This window comes from Streptomyces sp. NPDC046859, assembly GCF_040645135.1.
Classification (GTDB): domain Bacteria; phylum Actinomycetota; class Actinomycetes; order Streptomycetales; family Streptomycetaceae; genus Streptomyces.
Genome location: NZ_JBEYXR010000022.1, coordinates 31980 through 51074, shown reverse-complemented (window position 1 = coordinate 51074; position 19095 = coordinate 31980). Strand labels below are relative to the sequence as shown.

Genomic DNA, 19095 nt, shown 5'->3' with positions numbered 1-19095 from the left:
TCGTCGTATGTCAGTTGGCCTGGATGCCCGCGGCCTTCGCCGCTTGCGAATCCGCGACGACAGTATCTCCGGCCTCATCGATGCTGAGTGCGCCGGTCATGATGGCGACGACCTCGGCCATCGAGTAGTCGGAGGGCTTGATGAGGGCGGCGCGCCGGCCCAGCCGGTGGACGTGGATCCGGTCCGCGATCTCGAAGACGTGGGGCATGTTGTGGCTGATGAGTACCACCGGCATGCCCTTGTCGCGGACGCGGCGGATGAGGTCGAGGACCTGGCCGGACTCCTTCACGCCGAGGGCGGCGGTGGGTTCGTCCATGACGACGACGGAGCGGGCCCAGGCGACGGCGCGGGCGACCGCCACGGCCTGCCGCTGTCCGCCGGAGAGGGTCTCGACCGCTTGCGTCAGCGAGCGCAGACCGATCTTCAGATCGGCCATGTGCTCGGCGGCCTCCTGCCGCATCCGCTTCTTGTCCAGCATGCGGAAGGCGCTGCCGAGGATGCCTGGCCGGCGCAGTTCGCGGCCGAGGAACACGTTGGAGGCGATGTCCATGGAGGCGGCCACGGCCAGGTCCTGGTAGACCGTCTCGATGCCGTGGGCGCGGGCGCTCTGCGGACCGTTGAACTGGATGGGCTCGCCGTTCAGGCGGATCTCGCCCGCGTCGGGGGCCACCGCGCCGGTGAGAGCCTTGATCAGGCTCGTCTTTCCGGCTCCGTTGTCGCCGATGACGGCGAGGACCTCGCCGGGCAGCAGGTCGAAGTCGGCGCCGTCGATGGCGGTGACGTGGCCGTACCGCTTCACCAGTCCGCGGGCCTGCAGAACGGGGGCGGGGGTGGCGGTCATCGGGCCTTCTTCCGGGAGATCTGGTCGACGGTCACCGCGAGGATCACCAGTACGCCGGTGATCAGGGTCTGGTAGATGGAGGCGACACCCATCAGCTGCAGGCCGTTGCGGAACACGCCGACGATGAGGACGCCGATGAAGGTGCCGAGGACCGAGCCGCGGCCGCCGAAGAGGCTGGTGCCGCCGAGGACGACGGCGGTGATGCTGTCGAGGTTGTCGGTCTGTCCGGCCTGCGGGTCGCCGACTCCGGTGCGGGAGATGAGCAGCAGGGCGGCGATGCCGTACAGCAGGCCGGCCACGGTGTAGATGCCGATGGTCAGCCGGGAGGTGCGGATGCCGTTCAGCCGGGCCGCTTCCTGGCTGTTGCCGAGGGCGTAGACGTGCCGGCCCCAGCCGGTGCTGCTCAGCGCGTAGGCGAGCAGCAGGAACAGGGCGATGGTGACCAGGGAGCCGTAGGTGATGTCGGTGTGGCCGAGCGGGAAGGTCCGCCCGAGAGCCGTGAGCGGGTCGGGCAGATTGGTGACGGTCTGTTCCGCGGAGTAGATGTGCGTCAGCGCGAAGGCCACGTTGAGCATGCCGAGGGTGACGATGAACGGCGGCAGCGGGATCTTCTGCACCAGCAGTCCGTTGACCAGGCCGAAGGCGGCGCAGACGGCGATGCCCAGGGCGATGGCGAGCAGCGGTGGCAGGGTGCCCTCGGCCGCCATCTTGGCGATCATGATGCTGCCGAACGCCATCACGGCCCCGCACGACAGGTCGATGCCCGCGGTGAGGATGATCAGGGTCTGTCCGATGGCGAGGGTGCCGACGACCATGACCTGCTGCACGATCAGGGAGAAGTTCCCGCCGGTGAGGAACTGTTCGGTCGAGAGGGCGAAGAAGACGCAGGCCAGGAGGAGGGCGACCAGGGGCCCGGTGGTCGGCGCCGTGAGCAGTCTGCGGGCCGTGCTCGGTGCGGTGAGCCCGGCGTACGGCTTGGACGTGTCCGGGGGGGTGGTCGTGGCTGTCATGCGAAGTCCTTGTCGGAAGACAGATGTCCTTGTCCGTCCCCGTCGGAGGACAAGGGAACGAGGGGGCGGCCGTCCCCGGTCGGGGAGGAGGGGCGGCCGCCCCGCTGAGAGGGAGAGACGATCCTCGGGGCGGCTCAGCCCCAGCAGTTCTCCAGGCCGTAGGCGGTGTCCTTGGACGTGACCCCGTCCTGCGCCTTGTCGGTGATCAGGGTGACGCCGGTGTCGGTATAACCGGACGCCTTCTTGCCGTCCTTGGCGTACGTCACGACGGCCTTGACGCCCTGGGCGGCCATCTTCAGCGGGTACTGCTGGGAGGTGGCGGCGATCTTGCCGTCCTTGACGGCCTGGGTGCCGGTGCAGCCGCCGTCGACGGAGACGATCAGGACGTCCTTCTCCTTGCCCTTGGCCTTCAGGGCGGTGTAGGCGCCCAGGGCGGCGGGCTCGTTGATGGTGTAGACGAGGTTGATGCCGGGTTCCTTCTGCAGGCAGTTCTCCATCGCGGTCTGGCCCTTGGCCTGGTCGCCGCCTGTGTCCTGGGCGCAGACGACGTCCTTGTCGGTGGCGCCGAAGCCCTTCAGGAAGCCGTTGTGCCGCTGCACGCCGACGGAGACGCCGGGCGCGAGGTCGAGGGTGGCTATCTGCGCCTTCTTGCCCTTCATGGCGGCCTTGGCGTAGTCGCCGATCAGCTCGCCGGCCTTGAGGTTGTCGGTGGCGAAGAGGGCGTCGACCGCGCTCTGCGGCTCGGTCGGGCTGTCCAGGGCGATGACGAGGACGCCCTTGGCCTTGGCCTTCGCGATCGCCGGCACGATCGCCTTGGAGTCACTCGGCGTGATCAGGATGCCCTTCACACCGGCGGCGACCATGTTCTCGATGGCTGTGACCTGACCGGCGTTGTCACCGTCGAACTTGCCTGCCGCGGTCATGAGCTTGACGCCCTCGGCCTTCGCCGCCTTCTCGGCGCCCTCCTTCATCTTCACGAAGAACGGGTTGGTGTCGGTCTTGGTGATCAGACCGACCTTGACCTCGCCGGAACCGGCGCTGGACGAACCCGATCCGGAACCGGAGCCGCAGGCCGTCAGGGTGAGGGCCGCGACGCCCGTGACAGCGGCTGCTCTGAGGAGGGAGGAGGACAGGCGAGTGGTGCGAGACATGAACGACTCCTGCGGGATAGCGAGCGGTGCGGGACCGGGATCAGAGCATGCCGCCCGGGTGTCATCGTTGACTTATGTCATCGTTGACACTGCTTGCCGAGGATGATGGACTCCGCCTCCAGGAAACGTCAATGCCCTGTGTCTGTCACAAATCGGCAACGCCCGCGGCCTCCGTCGGCCCGTAGCTGTTCGGCAGCTGTGCCATGACGCGTCCGGTGTGCCCGCACGTTCGCCAGAGAAGAGCAGCCCATGAGCCCGCGTCAGATCACCGTCCTGGGGGAGTGCGTCGCGGACGCGTTCGCCGAACCCGCAAGTGCCTCCAACGAGCTCGCCCTGCGGGTGCTGCCCGGCGGCGGACCTGCGAATACGGCAGTGGCTCTGGCCCGCCTCGGCACCCCGGCCCGCTTCCTCGCGCGATTGTCCGGCGACGTGTTCGGCCGCCTGTTCCGCGCCCACCTGGAGGCGTCCGGGGTGGACCTGTCGTACACCGTGCCGGCCACGGAACCCAGCACACTGGCCGTGGCGGAGCTCGATGCCCAGGGGCAGGCCGCGTTCTCCTTCCATGCCCAGAACACGGCCGACTGGCAGTGGACGCCCGAGGAACTGGCGCGGGTGGATCTGTCCGAAACCGCCTGCGTGCACACCGGATCGCTGGCCCTGGTCCGTGAGCCGGGCGCGGCGGTGGTGGAGGAATTCGTGGCGGCTGCCGCCCGCCGGGCGACCATCAGCATCGACCCCAATGTCCGGCCGCTGCTGGTGCGCCCCGAGGTCTACCGCGCCCGGCTGGCGCACTGGTGCGCCCTCGCCGATGTGCTCCGGCTGAGCGAGGACGACCTGGAACTCCTGCTGCCGGGCACCCCGCCCGAGCAGGCGTGCGACCTCTGGCACGCGGCCGGGGCGCAGCTCGTCGTGATCACCCGCGGCGCCGGCGGCGTACTGGCCTCCCTCGACGGCGAACGGATCGAGGTGCCCGCCGTGCCGACAACCGTCGCGGACACGGTCGGGGCGGGAGACTCCTTCACCGCCGGGCTGCTGCACCACCTCGGCACCCGTGGACTCCTCGGCGGCAGGCTGACGGAAATCCGTCTTGCGGATGTCGCGGACGCCTGCCTGTTCGCTGCCCGGGTTGCGGCCCTGACTTGTTCGGTTGCCGGCCCGAACCCACCGTGGCAGAACCAGTTGGAGCAGGCCGCCGCCCTCGGCCGCGCATGACGGTCGGGTGAGCCGCCCGGAGGTGACCTGGCGCAACTGTTGACGCATGGGCCGGATTGCCCCCATCATCGGGCCACTCGGTGTCATCGCTGACACAAGTCAACGATGACACTCCTTGTCGGGCGCCGTGGACGTCGGTGCCTGTCAAGGCGTCAATTCTTCGGTTGGTTACGCGCTGGGCAGCAGGATCCGCTGCGCGGACAGCCGCAGCACAGGAGACATCATGAGCTCTGGACGTGTATCCCGGCATGCCCGCCCACGGATGATCGCGGCGGTGGCGACCGTCTGCGCCCTGTCCGCAGCCCCGCTGGCCCCCCAAGCCGTCGCTGCCGACACCCCGCTGTACTCGGAGACCTACCGGCCCCAGTTCCACTTCACCCCGGAGAAGAACTGGATGAACGACCCCAATGGCCTCGTGTACTACCACGGCGAATATCACCTCTTCTACCAGTACAACCCCCACGGCAACTCGTGGGGCGACATGTCCTGGGGGCACGCCGTCAGCACGGACCTCGTGCACTGGAAGCAGCTGCCGCTCGCTCTGTCGCACGACGACAACGAGATGGTGTTCTCCGGCAGCGCGGTTGTCGACTGGAACAACACCACCGGGTTCGGCACGAAGAAGAACCCGCCCATGGTCGCTATCTACACGAGCTACTACCAGAGCACCGGCATCCAGGCCCAGTCGATCGCCTACAGCACCGACCGCGGCCGCACCTGGACCAAGTACCAGGGCAACCCCGTCATCGACATCGGCTCCCGCGACTTCCGCGACCCCAAGGTCCAGTGGTACGCGTCGACCAAGAGCTGGCTGATGACGGTGTCGCTGTCCACCGAGCACAAGGTGCGGTTCTACTCCTCCAAGAACCTCAAGGACTGGACGCAGCTCAGCGAGTTCGGACCTGAGGGCGCGACCGGCGGCGTGTGGGAGTGCCCCGACCTGTTCCCCCTCGCCGTCGACGGCGACCCGGACCACATCAAGTGGGTCCTGGTCGTCAACATCAACCCGGGTGGAATTGCGGGCGGTTCGGCCGCCCAGTACTTCATCGGTGACTTCGACGGCACGAAGTTCACCGCCGACGACAAGGGCACCTACACCCCGCCCACCGGCACGGTCATGCAGAACTTCGAGAGCACCGACTTCGGTACATGGACGACCACCGGCACCGCCTTCGGTGACGGACCGGCGGCCGGCGCGGTGGACGGGCAGGGGGCCGTCGACGGCTTCGACGGCAAGGGCCTCGCCAACAGCTTCCACGCCGGTGACGGCACCACCGGCACCCTCACCTCACCCGAATTCACCGTCGACAGCCCCTACCTGAACTTCAAGGTCGGCGGCGGACGGCACCCGCACGAGGCCGGAACCGTCATGGAGCAGGGACCGCCGCCCGCAGGCACGGTCCTCGCCGACTTCGAAGGCGGCGCCTACGGCGACTGGACGAAGACCGGAGACGCCTTCGGCTCCGCCCCGGCCACCGGCACCCTCCCCGGCCAGCAGGAAGTCTCCGGATACCTGGGCAGCGGCCTGGTCAACACCTTCCTGAACGGCGACTCCACCACAGGCACCCTCACCTCGCCCGAATTCACCATCGACAAGAACCACATCAACTTCCTCATCGGCGGCGGCAACCACCCGACCAGCGCCGCCAACCCCACCGCCCTCGAGCTCCTCGTCGAGGGCCAGGTTGTGCGCAGCGCCACCGGAAAGGACGCCGAGGCGCTCAACTGGGACTCCTGGGACGTCAGCGACCTCGCCGGCAAGAAAGCACAGATCAAGATCGTCGACGACAACACCGGCGGCTGGGGCCACCTCAACGTCGACCACATCATGCTGTCCGACACCAAGGCCCAGCCCGTCTCCCAGGAGACGTCCGTCAACCTGATCGTCGACGGCCAGGTCGTCCGCAGCGCCACCGGCGCCAACAGCGAGACCCTCGACTGGGCCTCCTTCGACCTGCGCCCCTACGCCAGCAAGAAGGCGAAGATCCAGGTCGCCGACATGAACACCTCCGGCTGGGGCCACATCCTGGCCGACCAGTTCACCGCCGCCGACAAGCCCGCCAAGTCGGTCGTGCAGCGCGCCGACTGGGCCGACTACGGCAAGGACTACTACGCGGCCGTGTCCTGGGAAGACGCGCCCGGCGGCAAGCGCTACATGATCGGCTGGATGAACAACTGGGACTACGCCAGCGCCATCCCCACCTCCCCCTGGCGCAGCGCACAGAGCGCCCCCCGGGAGATGGCCCTGCGCACCATCGACGGCCGGATCCGGCTCACCAGCAAGCCGGTGAACAGCCTGTCCTCCCTGCGCCAGGACTACCCGGCGACCGCGGCCGGCGTCACCGTCACCAGCACCACAAAGCCCCTGATCGGCCCTGCGGCCAAGGGCAAGGCACTCGACATCGAGGCCACCTTCTCCCTCAAGAACGCCGACCGCTTCGGCCTGAAGGTCCGCACCGGCGCCAAAGGCGAGGAGACCGTCATCGGCTACGACACCACGACACAGGAGCTGTACGTCGACCGCACCCACTCCGGCGCCGTGGACTTCAACAGCACCTTCCCCGGCGTGCAGACCGCGCCACTGAAGGCCAAGGACGGCAAGGTCAAGCTGCGGATCCTCGTCGACTGGTCATCCGTCGAAGTCTTCGGCGGCAGCGGCGAAGCGGTCATCACCGACCAGATCTTCCCCGACCCCGCCAGTCAGGGAGTGCAGGTCTTCGCCGAGAACGGCTCTGTGAAGCTGGACCAGGCCCGCGTCTGGCACCTCGGCTCCTACCGCGACTGACCCTCACCTCACGCCGGACCACGGAGGACCCCACACCGTGAACAAGACCCTGCTCGCCGAGTTCACCGCCCGCAAGGGCGCGGAGGACGAGGTCGCCCGCCTGATCCTGGACTACGCCAAGAAGGTCCGCGAGGAAGACGGCAACCTCACCTTCGACGTCTACACCAAGACATCCAACCCGCGCGCCTACTGGATCTTCGAGGTGTACCGAGACGAGGACGCCTTCCAAGCTCACCTGAAGGCCCCATACGGCGGCCCGTTCAACACCGCCCTCGCCCCGCTGATTGAAGAGGACACCTCGGTCCTGACCTTCCTCGAACCGGCGGCTTGAGCTTGGCCGGCCCGCCTCGCGGGCCGGCCATCACACGTTTAGCCGTACGGGCCGAAGCGTGCCGCGGCGGAGTCACACGGAAGAGTCTGCTGGTCCAGGCCTGTGTCCCCCCGGCCCGGCACGCTTGGGCCCCCTGGGCAGTCCGACGGGCCTTCCCCCGTGATGGTGGACACGCGTTCGTTGATCACGCGGCGAGCGTGAGCTTAGCGGCGTGGTGTCGGCGTTCGTATTCGTTGGGGCTGAGGTGGTCGTTGGCGGAGTGCCGGCGGCGGGTGTTGTAGCGGGATAGCCAGGCGAAGACCGTCCTTCTGCAGGTGGTGGCATCGCCGTAGTCGTGGGCGCCCTGGAGGGTCTCGCGTTTCAGGGACGCGTGGAAGCTCTCGCAGGTGGCGTTGTCCGCGCTCGTGCCGACCGCGCCCATTGACCGGGTGACCCCCAGCTGGGTGCAGAGGTCGGCGAAGACCCGGGATCCGTATTGCGCTCCGTGATCGGAGTGGAAGAGCGAGCCGTCCAGACCACCGCGGGTGCGAGCGGCCATGCGGAGGGCGTCGGCGACCAGATCGGTGCGCATGTGGTCGGCGATGGACCAGCCGACGACCCTGCGGCTGAAGCAGTCCAGGACGGTCGCGAGATAGAGGAACTCCCCGTTTTCCAGGGGGAGGTAAGTGATGTCCCGCATGTATTTCCAGCCCGGTTCCGGAGCGGTGAAGTCCCGCTGGAACAGGTCCGGAACCAGCGTGACTGCCGGGTCGGGGACGGTGGTGCGGACGCGTCTGCGCAGACGGACGCCTGTGATGGAGAACGCCCGCATCACTCGGGCGACGCGTTTCTCGTTGACCGGCAGGCCCTTGTCCGTCAGCTCGGCGGTCACCCTCGGTGAGCCGTAGGCGCCGCCGGACTCGCCGTGGACCTCGCGGATCTTCTCGGCCAGGACCCGGTCCCTGTGCCGCCGGGCGGCCCTGGCCTGCCGGCCGGAGAGCCACTTGTAGTAGCTGGACCTGTTGAGCTCCAGCACCTCGCAGAGCCGCTTCACCTCGTAGGTGGCCCGGTGGTCGTCGACGAACTGGAAGCGGCTGATCACCAGTTCGTCTCTCCGGCGAAATACTTGGCCGCCTTGCGCAGGATGTCCCGCTCGGTCACCAGCTTGCGCTCGCTCGCCTCGAGCTCGGCTACCCGGGCCTCGAGCTGCCGGATCCGCTCGTCCGGATCGGCCGATGATGCTGCCGCCCCGGCCCGGACCAGCGCCTCACCGGCCGTCGTAGGCGTAGCGGTGACGCCGCGGCGTTCGCGGTCCCGCAATACCCACTCGCGCAAGGTGGCCCGGTTGATGCCCAGGTCGGCGGCGATGCTCTTGTACGTCGCCCCGGGTGTGGACTCGTACAGGGCCACGGCATCGGCCTTGAACTCGTCCGAGTAGTCCTTCATCGCCATCGGCGGTGGTCTCGCTTTCTCCGGATCAAGCAGATCCAGTATCAGCGTGTCCACCACTCAGGGGGAGGCTCCCCCACCCTGTGGGGCAGGCCTTGTGTAGATCACTCCCTGCTGTCGCGGGTTCCAGCAGAGCGAATGTCCCAGATCGATGATGCATGAGTGACTGGCGCCAGCTCAGTCCCCTCTACCTGTCCCAGCGTGATCACCGCCAGCACTGAGCTTGTTCCGCGGCCCGCATCCCGGGAGCCTGATCTCGACGGGTTCGGGCCTCAGCCGCATCCAGGCCCGTGAGGTACGGATCTCTTTGTCGGCCTGGTGCATGAACCAGCGCATGACTTCGTAGGGAGGGGCCGCGCGTTCGATCCAGGTGAACCCGCGGCAGGCGCCAGGGCTGCCGGCTCGCTGGTCTCGTCATTTCGTCGGCGATGAGGTGTCCTCGGGATCCGGAACGGATGATCGGCGGCGGGTCATACGGAGGTCGGTCAGGGCGATGGTGACGGCGGAGGCGACCACGAAGGCGTTGAGGCACAGGGCGAGGCGCGGGCCGATGCCGACCAGGGTGCCCGCCAGTGCCGTGCCGGCCGAACCGGCGGCCAGTTTCAGCCCGGCCATGGTCACGAACACCTGCGCTCGGGCGTTGGGCGGGGAGTACACCGACCGCACGGCCAGGGACGCGGTGAACAGGACCGCGCTGGTGCCTCCCGCCAGGGCGAACGTCGCCAGGGCGAGGACGTAACCGGGTGCCAGTGCACACAGGCCGACCGCCACGGCGTTCGCGGCGATCAGCCGCAGCACCCAGCGCTCTGGTTCCCCGGTGAGAGGGAACGCGCCGGTCAGCAGCGCTCCGCAGAGGTTGCCGACGCCGTAGGCGGCGCCGAGGGCGGCGCCCGCTCCCGCCGAGCCCTGGAGGTCGCGGCCGAAGACCACCGCGATCACCATCACGCCGCCGGTGCTGACCGATGTGATCATCGTGGCGATCATGACACGCCGCAGCGGACCCCGCCGGACGATCACTGCGAGGGCGTCCCGTACGGGCATCGAGCGCTGCCTCGCGGCGGCAGTTCGGTGCTCCTTCGGCAGAGCGAACATCAGCAGGCCGGCCGCCACACCGGCCGCGCCCAGCGCGGCGACCGCGGTCAGGGCCCCGCTCAGGGCGGTGATCACGGCGACCGCGGCCGGACCGAGGATGTTGCTGCTTCCATAGGTCGCCGAGTCCCACCCCTCGGCCCGGCGCTGGGCGCGGGTGTCCTCGCCGACGATCAGCGCGAGCCGGCTGCTGAGCCCTCCCGTCATCAGCGGTTCGCACAGACCGCCGATGATGACGAGCAGGCCCACCAGGACGACGGGCAGACGGCCCAGCGTCAGACCGGTTCCCGCGAGCATCAGCCCGAAGACGATGAACGCGGCCGCCAGCCGAAGTCTCGGGTCGCGTGCCTCCTCCAGCCAGCGCGCCATCCACGGCCCGGCGGCGTTGGGCAGCGTGAGCAGGGCCGCCAGGACGCCGCCGAGCGCGGCCCCGCCGTGGCCGGGCCGGGCCAGCGTCAGCGCGACGAGCGCCACGGGAGCGCCGCCGCTCGCCGAGCGTACGAGCGTCGCCGAGGTGAGGTACACGGCGAGCGAGAGACCTCGCCGCTTCTGTAACTCTGCCTGAGCGTCCTGCGGTTCGGGCGCCGGCGGGCTGTCGGTCCGGTCGGGTGCCTGCGGGGTGCCAGCCTGCTCCTGCTCCTTCGGTGCGGCGGTCGCGTCTGGCGTCCGCAGGGTCCCGGACTTCGCCTCGCCGTCGGCGTGTTTGCGGCGGTCGGGCACGTCTTCTCCGTTCGACGAGGTCCGGCCGCGGTGTCCGGACGCGCTGTTGCTGCTCGTGCCCGCGGTGGTCCGCCGGCCGCCGTCGCGCCTCACGTGACCGGAGCCGGGGTGCGGGTCCGCTCGGCCAGCAGCGGGAAGCCGAAGAGACGCTCGATGTCGGCCTTGACCGCCGAGCACGCCGCCTCCGCCTGGGCGGGCGTGGGGGCGAGGGCGCGCAGCATGCCGAACGAGTCGAAGTTGGTGCGCATGGGCGGCACCACGTCACCGGCCTCCACCCGCGCGTAGCCGGAGTGGAGTCGGGCGAGGAAGGGGGCGAACCAGTCGTCGGGAAGATGGGCGGGCACGGTGGACTTCTCCGGGGCGGCGAGGAACGAGTGCGAAGCCGAGCCCTCCAGCGGCAGCGGGCCGTCGGGCAGGGGCCCGTCGAGGAACAGGTCGACCAGGAGGGCGAAGACGTCCACCCCGGCGACGCTGCTGATGGTGTCGGGCAGCGAGCCGCCCGTCAGCCGCGGGTTGACTTCGATGAGCCGGAAGCCGGAAGGGGTGTGCATCACCTCCACGTGGAAGATGCCCAGGTCGAGCCCGAGTGCGCGGCACACCTCGACGGCGTAGCGACCGAGTGCGGTCTCGTCTGCGGCCGGCAGCCCGGACGGGACGGTGCATCCCAGTTCCAGCACTGGGTTCTCCCGGCTCACCTTGCGGCTCGCGCACACGAGGGGGACCAGGCGCCCCCCTGACGCGGCGACTTCCACGGAGTACAGGTCCCCGGACAGCAGTTCCTCCACCAGGTACCGCTCGTCGAGCTGCCGGGCCATGCCCTCGGTGAGTCCGTCGCGGTCCGCCGCCGCGGCGGCGAAGTGGGCCCGCACGGCGGAGGGGTCGCGGGCGATGGAGGTCACAGCCTTCCCGATGCCGAGGACCGGTTTCACGATCACCGGGTAGCCGATCGCCTCGGCGGCCTCCAGCGCTTCGGCGCAGTCGGTGACGACGCGGAAGCCGACGCTCGGCACCCCGTGCTCGCGCAGGATGCGACGGCACTCACCCTTGTCCCGGGCCGCGAGGGTGCCGGCCGGCGAGGTGCCGCGCGCGCCGATGCGGGCGGCGAGGTCGGCGGCGGCCTGGGCCCCGTAGCTCAGCGTGGAGAGCACCGCGTCCACGCTCGCAGGGTCCGCGCCGGAGGCGAGCAGTGCTCCGTACACCCCGTCGCCGTCCAGGGGATCGGCGAACGGGGCGGCGTGGTCGGCGAGTCGGATGGCTTCCCTGCGCTGGGCCGGGGTGGCGGTGAAGTCGTAGAGGGGGCAGTGCAGATAGGTCACGGCGTGACCGCTTCGCTTCGCGTGGGCGAGTGCCTGAACACCCAGACCCGTGGTCTCCACGAAGAGGAGGTGAGACATGACGGCCCTTTCCTCGCCGCGCGGCGGCGGCGGGACATCGATCCGAACGGATGCGGGGTGGCGTCGGACATGACAGGTGTTCCCGCTGAGCAGGATTCATGTCCGGACGGCCGGGGCCATCACACGAGCCCATCGGCGGCCATGCTGGGTCCCGGGTGCTGCGCGAGGGACCGGACGCCGCGCATGACGTGGACCGCTACGCGAGGGCAGAGGAGAACCGGGTGTTCACACCCACGTCGAGAAATGAGATGTAGGTCACACTTACCCCTGGGTGATGTGTGATCGACGGGGCGCTGGTGAACCGGGGCGAAGCTCGGGGTCGTCCGGACGGGGACCCCACGGCGTTTCGGCGCCCACGCACCATCGGGTCGAGACCAACCGGTCCGACCACAGGTTCGAGCCGGGGGATCATGTGAGCCGCAGCGCGAAGACCGAAACGACGGCCGTCTTAGACAGGCCGCTGCTGTTACCTCTGGGAAGGCGGGCCGGCGACACGAGTACCGTCGTCTTCCATGCCTTGGGGGGCGGCCTTCTTCCCTATCTGGGTCTCGTCGCCCACCTCTCCCGCCACGGCCCTGTGTACGGCATACGGGCGCTCGGCCTGGAGGAGGGCGAGGAGCCGGACACCCGCATACCGGACATGGCCGACCGTTACGCCGAGGCGGTGGCCGCCCTCCCCTCCTGCCCGGACCTGTTCGTCGGCTGGTCCCTCGGCGGGCTGCTCGCCTTCGAGACGGCGCGGCGGTTGTCCGGCGGGCACACGCCCGACCTGGTGCTCGTCGACAGCAGTCCGGCACCGGTCGGCAAGGAGCCCGAGGCCTACGGCGCTGTACGCCGTCAGGTGCTGAGCGAGGCCGCAGCCCACATGGACGCGGACACTCTCGCCCGCACGGAGCGCACCGTCGACGCCCATCTCGGGGCTCGCACCCGCTACTGCGCAGAGGGGCGGCATCTCGGCCGCACTCTGCTGATCACCTGCACCGGCAGTGACGACCCGCAGCAGGCCCTGCGGTGGTCACCGCATCTCGCGGACGTCTCGGTCCGCTCCCTGGATACCGACCACTTCGGCATCCTGCGCGCACCGCACCTGCGGCAACTCCGTCTGCACATCCAGGAGTTCATCGGAACTCGCGGCAACGCCCCGGCTCGGCGCCCCGCGCCCGGCACGGAACGCTGTAGGGCCGTCGCGGATCCCGTCCGCTGACCGGCGCCGCATACTTACGGCGCCCCCACGCGGCCCCGGCCCGGCGGCCGGCACCTTCACCCGCGTTTCCTCTCCCTTTCCCGTCCTTCCCGTTCCGGCGGGGTGCACGACTGCCTCCGCCCGGGAAACGGCGCACAGGGCTGCCCGTCGGCAGTCATTCCCCGTGTCCGGTCACGCGCTCAGCGTTACCTGACGCTCCGCGATCACTGTCCTACCCCTGCAAAGGAATGGCATGCAGCACGCACACCCCACATCGCCCCACCTCACGAGCGTCGTCAAGAAGGTCGTCGCGGCGGCCTCCGAACCCCCCGTCGACCCGCGCGGTCTGACGGACGACGAACCGCTCAACGGCGAGCGTCTCCACATCAACTCCCTCTCCCTCATCAGCCTTCTGGTCCAGATCGAGGAGGAGACCGGCGTCGCCCTGTCCGACGAGCTGTTCGTCGGCAGGTCCTTCGCCACCGTCGCCGACATCACCGCGATCGTGGAGCAGAGCAGCGAGGCCGCCGCATGACCGAGGCCCCCCGCCGCTGGCGCAGCGTCCTTCCCCACCTCGGGCAGTCGCTGCCGGCCGACCGCACCCAGCACTCCGTCACCGACGGCGCCAGCGTGCAGGCGAACCTGCCGATGGAACTCGTCCGTCAGAGCGTGCAGTCACGCGAGTACTGGGACATCCCCGAGGAGGTCGTCGACGCCTACCGGCGTTTCCGTCCCACCCCGTTGTGGCGGGCCCACGCCTTCGAGGAGGCGGTGGGCGCCCGGGTACCGATCTGGGTGAAGTACGAGGGCGGCAACATCTCCGGCAGCCACAAGCTCAACACCGCGCTCGCCCAGGCCTACTACTACCACCGGGCGGGCGTGCGGGAGCTGGTCACCGGCACCGGAGCCGGCCAGTGGGGCACCGCGCTGGCCGCCGCCTGCGCCCGCTTCGGCATGCGCTGCACCGTCTTCATGGTCGGTGGCAGTCTCGAACGCAAGCCGTACCGGGGGGTGTTGATGCGGATGCTCGGCGCGCGCGTCATCTCCAGCCCCAGCACCCTCACCGAGGTCGCCCGCTCCGGCCGGTCGGCGGGCAACAGCCTCTCGCTCGCGATCGGCGAGGCCGTCGAGTACGCCGCCCGCACGGACGGAGCGGCGTTCTGCATCGGCAGCGGTGAGACGTACAGCATCCTGCACCAGTCCGTGATCGGCCTGGAGGCCATCGACCAGCTCGCCGAGGAGGGGGGCGAGGTCGACGCCGTGGTCGGCTGCGTCGGAGCGGGCTCCAACTTCGGCGGCATCGCCCTGCCGTTCCACGCCCAGGCCGCCGCCGAGGGCACCGAACCGCCGGCACTGATCGCGGCGGAGTCCAGCACGACCCCCAAGCTCACCCGCGGCGTATACGCCTACGACCGCACGGACGCCACCGGGTCGTCGCCGCTGGAGGCCATGTACACGGTCGGCAGCGATTACTCCATCCCCGACTCCCATTCGGCGGGCCTGCGTTACCACGGCGCCGCCAAACTCGTCTCCGCGATGCGGCACGCGGGACAGGTCTCCGCCACCGCCGTCGACCAGGTCGCCGCCCTCGCCGCCGGCCGCGCCTTCACCACGGCGGAGATGACCCTGCCTGCTCCGGAGTCCGGACACGCCCTGGCCGCCGCCGCCCGTGCGGCGGGTGACGGCGGCGGGGACGGTGACGCCCCCCGCGCCCGCACCGGAGTCCTGGTCTGCGTGAGCGGCCACGGCTACCTGGACCTCGGCGCCTACCAGCAGTTCCTCGAGGGCGAGCTGACCGACCGCGCGCCGGACCCGGCGGCGATCGCCGACGCCGTCGCGGGGCTCGCCCGTATCGACGCACCGGCGGACACCGACGCGGCGACCGGCCGGAGCACGATCCCGCCCGCCGCGACGGCCGGACGGCCGGCGGGCGCCCCCGTCGGTCTCGAGGAGGTGCGATGACCGCCCCCGCCGTCCCGCAGACCGCCCCGCCGACGGATCTGCGCGCCGAGTTACTGGACTGCCTCCAGGTCAACCTGGCCTGGCTGGCCCGCGCCGAGTACGACGTGTCGCCGCTCGTCCTCGGTGCGCGCCTTCGGTTCGCGCCCCGCGACGACGGTCCCGGCCGCCTGCCGACCGTCGAGGCGGCCACCGACACCCACGTGGAGCGCACCGCCGGGGCACTCGGCCTGTCCGTAACGGACCGTCACACCCTCCCGCCACGCACGGGGACCCCGCCGGCCGGCCCCGGCACCGTGTACGTGATCGCCGACGCCTACCACCTGCCCTGGGTGCCGTACCACGGCCATGCCCACATGGACCACAGCTTCCTGCTCGGCAGGGACGCCTCCGGACGGGTCGTGGTGCATGACGGCTACCACAACGACACCCCCTACGGCCCGGCCCGGCCGGGCACCTGGACCCTCACCGAGGGGGAGCTCGCCGAGGCACTGCCCGACGGCGCGCGCGTCTACCGCACGACCCGCACCGGGCCCCCCCAGGACGCCACCGCGGTCGTACCGGCCAGTGCGGCGGCCATCGAGTCGTATGTGCGCGCCTACCGGGAGCACCCCGACCGGGAAGAGGCCCTCGCCCGGCTCACCCTGGAGACCTGGCTGCTGGCCCGGGCCCGGCGGCTGCACGCCGCGCACCGGGCCGCCGACGACGGCCCGGCACCGGCCGTCGAGGAGCACCTGACGGCCTGGGGCAAGCTGGCCGAACAGACCTTCCTCGCCCACCGCCGCGTCCAGCGCGGCCGGCCGGAGCCCGTCGGCCCGCTGGAACGGCTCGCCGAACTCCTGCACGCCGACGCCCGGGTGTTCACCGCGCCGTCGCCGGCGCGGCAGGCCGTCCCGGCCGCCGCCGGGGCCGGGACGGCGGGTACCGGCTCCCCGGACACGGACGCGCTGCGCACGGCCGTCGCCGAAGAGGCCGCCGCCGTGCTTCGCGTCCCCGCCGCCGAGCTGCTGGCGGGCCGCCCGCTGACCGAGATACCGGGCTTCGGCTCCTTCCGCATGGTCGACATCGTCGAGCGGATCGAGGAACGGCTGGACATCGAGTTCGACGCCGCCGATCTCGTCCCGGAGAACCTCCACGACCTCGACGGCCTGTGCCGCATCACCGCCCGCGCCCACCGGGAGACGCCGTGAACCTGCTGCACGATCTCATCGACACCGCGGCGCACCGCGCGCCGGACGCACCCGCCGTCACCACCTCGCGGGCCTCCCTCACCCACGGCGAACTCGCCGTCGCCAGCCGTGCGGCCGCCCACTGGCTGCGCACCCTCGGTGTCCGCCGCGGGGAGCGCGTCGTGGTGGTGGCCCCCTCGGTCGTCGAGGTCGCCGTCGTCGTCTACGCCGCCTCCCGGATCGGCGCCCCCTTCGCGCTGGTGCACGAACAGACCCGCGGTCGGTCCCTGGCCCACATCCTGGACGACGCGAAACCCGTCCTCCTGCTCGCCGACGACGAGGAGGCCCGGCGCCTGGCCGCCGAGCGCGGCATCACCGCCGCCCGCCTCTGCGACGTCCCCCGCGGCCCGGACCCGGCCCCCGGCCGGCCCGGACCGGCCGCCGACGAGACCGGCGCCGACGCTCCGCTCCCGGTCGACCCGGTCTGCCTGATCTACACCTCCGGCACCACGGCGGCGCCGAAAGCCGTGGTGAGCACCCACCAGCAGGCGCTGTTCGCCGTCCACGCCATCCAGGGCGAACTGACGTACCGCCCCGACGACGTGGTCTACAGTCCGCTTCCCCTCTCCTTCGACTACGGCCTCTACCAGTTGTTCCTCGGCGCTGTGAGCGGAGCGGCGGTACGGCTGGGGCTGCCCGCAGAGGTCGGAGCCACCTTGCTGCGCAACATAGAGGCCGCGGGCGCCACCGTCCTGGCCTGCGTGCCCGCCGTGGCGGAGACCCTGGCCAAGCTGGTGCGCCGCTCGCCCGACCACGGCCTGCGGCTGCGGCTGCTCACCAACACCGGCGCCGCGATGCCCCCGCAGCCCCTCGCCGTCCTGCGGGCCGCCGTCCCGGGGCTGCGGGTGCAGCTCATGTTTGGGCTCACCGAGTGCAAACGCGCCGCCATCAACCCGCCGGACGCGGACCTGGAGCACCCCGGGAGCTGTGGCCGGGCCCTGCCCGGCACCGAGATCTACGCGGCCGGCCCGGACGGGGAGCGTCTACCCCCGGGCGAGATCGGCGAACTGGTGGTGCGCGGACCGCACGTCATGGCCGGCTACTGGCGCCGTCCCGAGCTGACCGCCCAGCGGTTCCCGCGCCGCGACGGGCTCTTCCCCGAACTGCGCACCGGCGACCACGGTTGGCTTGACGAACACGGTTTCGTCCACTTCGCCGGCCGCCGCGACGACATCTACAAGGAGCGCGGATTCCGGGTCAGCGCCACCGAGGTGGAGGCCGCCGCCCGGCGCGTGGAGGGCGTCGAGCAGGCCGCCGTGCTGCCGCCGGCCGAAGGCTCGTCCGCGATCCTGGTGGTGGTCTCCGACCTCCCACCCGCGGACGTCCTGGACGCCATGCGCGAGGAGATCGAGGAGTTCAAGGTGCCCGGCCGCTGCGTGCCGCTGCCCGCCCTGCCCCTGACCCGCAACGGCAAGGTCGACCGCAAGGCTCTCGCCCAGGAGGTGGCCAGCCTTGTCTGACACGACGACCGTCGTCCGCCCGAGCACCGCCCGGCCCGAGGCTGGGGCCGTCCCCGACACCCTTCCCGCGGCGGTCTCCGCCGCACTGGACGCGGGCGCCGAGACGCCCGCCTACGTGTACGACCTCGCGCGCGTCCGGGAGAACGCCGCCCGGCTGCGTGGGGCCCTCCCCGAGCCGGCCGACCTCTACTACTCCCTCAAGGCCAACTCCCACCCCGGCGTCCTGCGCACCCTCAGGGAGGCCGGGGCCCTGCCCGAGGTGTGCTCCCCCGGCGAACTCGACGCCGCACTCGCCGCCGGGTGGGACGCCAGGCAGGTCCTCTACACCGGGCCCGGCAAACGCGACCAGGACATCGACCGGGCGCTGGAGAAGGGGGTCCGCGAGTTCTGCGCCGACTCTCCCACTGGCCTCGACCAGCTCGACCGGCTCGCCGGCCGGGCGGGGGTGCGGGTACGGACGCTGCTGCGTGTCAACGACGACCGGCCCGCCGCCGGACAGGGCCTCGCCATGACCGGAGTCGCCTCCCAGTTCGGCGCCGACACGCGGTGGATCACCGACGAGCCGGAGTGCTTCGGGGACCGCCCCCACGTCGAGGTCACCGGCCTGCACCTCTACATGGGCACCAACCTCACCCACGTACCCGACCTGCTGGCGCAGTTCCGGCAGTCGCTCACGACGGCGGCCCAGCTCCGCGCCGTCCTGGCCCCGCACACCGCGAGGCTGGACACCACCCTCGACCTGGGGGGCGGCTTCGGCGCCCCCTTCGCCAAGGAGGGCGAGGCGGCCGACCTGACCGGCCTGCGCGAAGGGCTCGCCGAACTGCTCGACTCATCCGCACCCGGCTGGCGCGACGGTGCACCCCGCCCGGCGTACGAGTCCGGCCGTCACCTGGTGGGCACCGCCGGGACTCTGCTCACCCGGGTGCTCGACGTGAAGCGGTCGCACGGCCGGGACGTCGCCGTCCTGGAGTCCGGCATCAACCACCTCGGCGGCATGGCCGGCCTGCGCCGCCTGCCACCGCTCAACCCGACACTGCTCACCGGATCGGCAGAACGCGGCGCACCGCGGCCCACCATGGTCACCGGCCCCCTGTGCACCCCGCTCGACACCTGGGCGCGGCAGGCCCCGCTGCCCCCGCTGCGCCCCGGCGACCTGCTCGCCGTGCCCAACGTCGGCGCCTACGGGCTGTCCGCCAGCCTGCTCGCCTTCCTGGGCCACCCGGCCCCGCTCGAGGTCGCCGTCGACGGCGACGCCGCACCGCACATCACACGCCTCACGCTCACCCGGAAGGACTGAACCGCC

At 70.9% G+C, this 19095-nt stretch carries 15 protein-coding genes; 9 read left to right on the top strand and 6 right to left on the bottom strand.

The genetic code is table 11. The features are described 5' to 3' along the window. Positions 1 to 10: 10 nt before the first annotated feature. The 3 genes from ABZ899_RS27540 to ABZ899_RS27530 all read right to left on the bottom strand — a co-directional run bounded on the left by ABZ899_RS27540 (position 11) and on the right by ABZ899_RS27530 (position 3002). The gene (locus ABZ899_RS27540) at positions 11 to 841 is read right to left on the bottom strand and encodes an ATP-binding cassette domain-containing protein (protein ID WP_361350963.1); all 831 of its coding nucleotides are present in this window, start codon (positions 839 to 841) and stop codon (positions 11 to 13) included. Next, a complete protein-coding gene (locus ABZ899_RS27535; protein ID WP_361350961.1) occupies positions 838 to 1851 on the bottom strand; it encodes an ABC transporter permease in 1014 nt (337 codons plus the stop codon). The genes ABZ899_RS27540 and ABZ899_RS27535 overlap by 4 nt, the downstream gene beginning before the upstream one ends. A 134-nt stretch (positions 1852 to 1985) precedes the next feature. After that, the gene (locus ABZ899_RS27530) at positions 1986 to 3002 is read right to left on the bottom strand and encodes a sugar ABC transporter substrate-binding protein (protein ID WP_361350959.1); all 1017 of its coding nucleotides are present in this window, start codon (positions 3000 to 3002) and stop codon (positions 1986 to 1988) included. Between the two features lie 249 nt (positions 3003 to 3251). On the opposite strand from ABZ899_RS27530, the gene ABZ899_RS27525 reads away from it, so the two are divergent. The 3 genes from ABZ899_RS27525 (at position 3252) to ABZ899_RS27515 (ending at position 7330) form a co-directional block, all read left to right on the top strand. Then, complete coding sequence (locus ABZ899_RS27525; protein ID WP_361350958.1) at positions 3252 to 4214, top strand: carbohydrate kinase; 963 nt, start codon at positions 3252 to 3254, stop codon at positions 4212 to 4214. Positions 4215 to 4437: 223 nt separating this feature from the next. Further along, positions 4438 to 6999 carry a GH32 C-terminal domain-containing protein gene (locus ABZ899_RS27520; RefSeq protein ID WP_361350956.1) on the top strand — a complete coding sequence of 854 codons (2562 nt, stop codon included), beginning with the start codon at positions 4438 to 4440 and terminating at the stop codon, positions 6997 to 6999. Between the two features lie 37 nt (positions 7000 to 7036). Further along, entirely contained in the window at positions 7037 to 7330 is a 294-nt protein-coding gene (locus tag ABZ899_RS27515) for an antibiotic biosynthesis monooxygenase family protein (protein ID WP_361350954.1), read from the top strand. 184 nt (positions 7331 to 7514) lie between these two features. Here the strand turns inward: ABZ899_RS27515 and ABZ899_RS27510 are convergent. From ABZ899_RS27510 to ABZ899_RS27500, 3 genes are all read right to left on the bottom strand, one after another. Continuing rightward, a protein-coding gene (locus ABZ899_RS27510; RefSeq protein WP_361350952.1) for an IS3 family transposase occupies positions 7515 to 8761 on the bottom strand; the annotation gives its coding sequence in 2 pieces (ribosomal slippage) (positions 7515 to 8426 and positions 8429 to 8761; 1245 coding nt in all). A gap of 411 nt (positions 8762 to 9172) precedes the next feature. Continuing rightward, on the bottom strand, positions 9173 to 10567 hold the full coding sequence (locus ABZ899_RS27505) for an MFS transporter (protein WP_361350950.1): 1395 nt from the start codon (positions 10565 to 10567) through the stop codon (positions 9173 to 9175). An 89-nt stretch (positions 10568 to 10656) separates the two neighbouring features. Then, complete coding sequence (locus ABZ899_RS27500; RefSeq protein ID WP_361350948.1) at positions 10657 to 11961, bottom strand: ATP-grasp domain-containing protein; 1305 nt, start codon at positions 11959 to 11961, stop codon at positions 10657 to 10659. Positions 11962 to 12235: 274 nt separating this feature from the next. Here ABZ899_RS27500 and ABZ899_RS27495 point away from each other — a divergent pair, with 274 nt between their 5' ends. The 6 genes from ABZ899_RS27495 (at position 12236) to ABZ899_RS27470 (ending at position 19089) form a co-directional block, all read left to right on the top strand. Then, a complete protein-coding gene (locus ABZ899_RS27495) occupies positions 12236 to 13165 on the top strand; it encodes a thioesterase domain-containing protein (RefSeq protein ID WP_361350947.1) in 930 nt (309 codons plus the stop codon). A 232-nt stretch (positions 13166 to 13397) separates the two neighbouring features. After that, positions 13398 to 13679: an acyl carrier protein gene (locus ABZ899_RS27490; RefSeq protein ID WP_361350945.1), complete on the top strand. Its 282-nt coding sequence runs from the start codon at positions 13398 to 13400 to the stop codon at positions 13677 to 13679. Next, positions 13676 to 15106 carry a TrpB-like pyridoxal phosphate-dependent enzyme gene (locus ABZ899_RS27485; protein WP_361350943.1) on the top strand — a complete coding sequence of 477 codons (1431 nt, stop codon included), beginning with the start codon at positions 13676 to 13678 and terminating at the stop codon, positions 15104 to 15106. Before ABZ899_RS27490 ends, ABZ899_RS27485 begins: the two co-directional genes overlap by 4 nt. Then, complete coding sequence (locus ABZ899_RS27480; protein WP_361350942.1) at positions 15103 to 16293, top strand: hypothetical protein; 1191 nt, start codon at positions 15103 to 15105, stop codon at positions 16291 to 16293. The genes ABZ899_RS27485 and ABZ899_RS27480 overlap by 4 nt, the downstream gene beginning before the upstream one ends. Then, positions 16290 to 17792, top strand: a complete 1503-nt coding sequence (locus ABZ899_RS27475) for an AMP-binding protein (RefSeq protein WP_361350940.1) — start codon at positions 16290 to 16292, stop codon at positions 17790 to 17792. Before ABZ899_RS27480 ends, ABZ899_RS27475 begins: the two co-directional genes overlap by 4 nt. Further along, a complete protein-coding gene (locus tag ABZ899_RS27470) occupies positions 17785 to 19089 on the top strand; it encodes a type III PLP-dependent enzyme (RefSeq protein ID WP_361350939.1) in 1305 nt (434 codons plus the stop codon). The genes ABZ899_RS27475 and ABZ899_RS27470 overlap by 8 nt, the downstream gene beginning before the upstream one ends. Positions 19090 to 19095: the final 6 nt, after the last annotated feature.

Excerpts from the sequence above, each read along its gene's own strand:
- ABZ899_RS27495 (WP_361350947.1), top strand. The coding sequence starts at position 12,236 with ATGTGTGATCGACGGGGCGCTGGTGAACCGGGGCGAAGCTCGGGGTCG.
- ABZ899_RS27530 (WP_361350959.1), bottom strand. The coding sequence starts at position 3,002 with ATGTCTCGCACCACTCGCCTGTCCTCCTCCCTCCTCAGAGCAGCCGCT.
- ABZ899_RS27485 (WP_361350943.1), top strand. The coding sequence starts at position 13,676 with ATGACCGAGGCCCCCCGCCGCTGGCGCAGCGTCCTTCCCCACCTCGGG.
- ABZ899_RS27480 (WP_361350942.1), top strand. The coding sequence starts at position 15,103 with ATGACCGCCCCCGCCGTCCCGCAGACCGCCCCGCCGACGGATCTGCGC.
- ABZ899_RS27525 (WP_361350958.1), top strand. The coding sequence starts at position 3,252 with ATGAGCCCGCGTCAGATCACCGTCCTGGGGGAGTGCGTCGCGGACGCG.
- ABZ899_RS27520 (WP_361350956.1), top strand. The coding sequence starts at position 4,438 with ATGAGCTCTGGACGTGTATCCCGGCATGCCCGCCCACGGATGATCGCG.
- ABZ899_RS27500 (WP_361350948.1), bottom strand. The coding sequence starts at position 11,961 with ATGTCTCACCTCCTCTTCGTGGAGACCACGGGTCTGGGTGTTCAGGCA.
- ABZ899_RS27490 (WP_361350945.1), top strand. The coding sequence starts at position 13,398 with ATGCAGCACGCACACCCCACATCGCCCCACCTCACGAGCGTCGTCAAG.
- ABZ899_RS27535 (WP_361350961.1), bottom strand. The coding sequence starts at position 1,851 with ATGACAGCCACGACCACCCCCCCGGACACGTCCAAGCCGTACGCCGGG.
- ABZ899_RS27540 (WP_361350963.1), bottom strand. The coding sequence starts at position 841 with ATGACCGCCACCCCCGCCCCCGTTCTGCAGGCCCGCGGACTGGTGAAG.